Below are 1,982 nucleotides of genomic sequence, written 5' to 3' on the forward strand. Positions count from 1 at the left end.
GAGGCGATCTCGCCCGGAAGGGCCGCGATGGTCGATCGTCACGTCGACCTTCGGCAGAGCGTGCTCCAGGGCGGCTTCGAGCTTGGCCGGATAGGAGGCGGACGCCCCGGGCGCCGCGCTGCCGCCGATCGCCAGGATCTTGAGCGGGCGGTTCTCCGCCAGCGCCGCCTTGACGGCGCCGAGCTGGGCCACGGTGTACAATTGTGCGCCGGGAACCCGGCACTCCAGGGAGAGGGTTGGATCGCCCGGGACTGGAATGGTGGGCTGCTCCGCCGCGGCCGATCGGCCCGGAATGCCCCACAGGCTGGCCGTCAGGATCCAGGTGGCCAGCGCCGGGGCGAGCCCGCCGGCGGCACCGGTCCGGACGGCCCGGGATGGGCGTACAGGATACCCCGCCCGCATCATGTCCGCGGTCGCGACGATCTGCTGCGGCTGCGCCATTCGACGAACCATGCCGTAAACCCCAGCCCGACGAGGCCCGAGCCGGCGACCAGCATATCGATCGGCACGCCGCCGCCAGTCTGGAAACGCACGAGCTGCCCGATCAGGCTCAGGATCGAACCCATCGAGAAGACAGCCAGCGAGTTCCGGCCCATCTGAGTTAGATAACCGACAATGCGACCGATTCGGGGGGCGAGTACCCTGTAAAGGGGCGCAAACGCTAACAATACCCCCAAGAAATGAAGCAGCCGGGCCGGTGTGAGGTAGGTCTTCTCGAACGTGAAGAGCAGGCGCGGCTCCGGAACGAGCATCGGATCCGGGCGGATCTCCGTCACCGCGAGCAGGATCCCGAGGAGAACGATGACGACGCCCATCGGAAACAGGCGTCTCGCCCAGCGGCGCAGGATATCGGAGCGCAGGTTCCAGCCCTGAAGCACGAAGCCGAGTACGAGCAGAAGCTGCCAGCAGAACGGATCGAAGAACCAGTCCCCTTCCCCCGGCCAGGATGGAAGGTTCCAGCCGAAGATGAGGCTGGCGAGATACACGCCCACGGAGAGCGCCAGGGCCGCGAGCAGGCTGACGCGCCCGACGAGCACGAAGACGGGCGCGATACCGATCAGCAGCACGTAGAGCGGAAGGATGTTGAAGTAGCCGAGCTGGTAGGTCAGCAGCGCCATGCCGCAGACCGATTGGATCGGGTCCGCAAAGAAGCCGCCGGCATTGTGCCATTCGAGGATGAGCGGGTTGTCGAGCAGCAGCGCCGCGCCCGCGATGATCGCCAGCGCCAGCAGCATGACGGTGAGCTGCGCCCGGTAGACCTCGACGGTGCGGGCCAGCAGCCGCACCACGCTCCGTCCGGGCGGCTCGGGGTTGCCGTCGCGACCCCGTGTGGCGATGCCGATCGACCAGCCCGCGAGGAACACGAACAGCTCGGCCGCGTCCGAGATGCCGTATTGCGAGAAGGTGTAGCGCTCGAAGGTGTTGCCGGGGATGTGGTTGATGAAGATCGTGATCAGGGCGAAGCCGCGCCAGAAGTCGATCGCGTTGGGGTCCCGCATCGTCGCGGCGGCTCCGGGTTTCGACGCTTCAGAATGTCGGCTGCGGGAACGCGGCTCCTGATACGGCGCCGCATCGGTTCTGCAAAGGCGAACAAAGGTAGGGATCGGCCCGTGGGGTCGAACCGGATGGTCACACCCGCGTTATGGCCCGGCACGGAGTTCCAGACAGATGACCCGACCGCTCACCACCCTCGGCCTCGCGATCTTCCTGCCAATCCTGGCGGCCAGCGCCGCGGCGGCGCAGGCTCAGACCGGCACCGGCGGCGGTCCCGCCTCGACGGCGACCGCGCCGAACACCTCCTCCCTCGGCCGTGTGATGCCGCCGAGCCGGGGGGCCGGCGCGGCGACGCCCGACGACCGGCGCACGCTCACGCCGAACGAGGCGCAGAACGATCGGATCATGCGGGGCATCTGCATCGGATGCGCTCCGAAATAGGAGGCGCATCCGACCGAGGGCACGCCGGCTACTTGCCGCGAGCAGCC

The 1,982-nt window shown here is 68.1% G+C and carries 2 protein-coding genes and 1 pseudogene; 1 reads left to right on the top strand and 2 read right to left on the bottom strand.

Features of this window, described 5'->3' with window-relative positions; all coding sequences use genetic code 11:
• Both I53_RS11510 and I53_RS11515 read right to left on the bottom strand, forming a co-directional pair.
• Window positions 1–405: pseudogene (locus I53_RS11510) on the bottom strand (hypothetical protein); the annotation flags it as partial.
• Window positions 402–1,499, bottom strand: coding sequence for an OpgC family protein (locus I53_RS11515; RefSeq protein ID WP_043350697.1), 1,098 nt, complete (start codon window positions 1,497–1,499; stop codon window positions 402–404). The pseudogene I53_RS11510 and the gene I53_RS11515, both read right to left, overlap by 4 nt.
• A 169-nt stretch (window positions 1,500–1,668) precedes the next feature.
• On the opposite strand from I53_RS11515, the gene I53_RS11520 reads away from it, so the two are divergent.
• Window positions 1,669–1,935 (top strand): hypothetical protein, encoded by a 267-nt coding sequence (locus tag I53_RS11520; RefSeq protein ID WP_051044598.1) that lies wholly within the window; start codon window positions 1,669–1,671, stop codon window positions 1,933–1,935.
• Window positions 1,936–1,982: the final 47 nt, after the last annotated feature.

The organism is Methylobacterium sp. B1, from assembly GCF_000333255.1.
GTDB lineage: Bacteria > Pseudomonadota > Alphaproteobacteria > Rhizobiales > Beijerinckiaceae > Methylobacterium > Methylobacterium fujisawaense.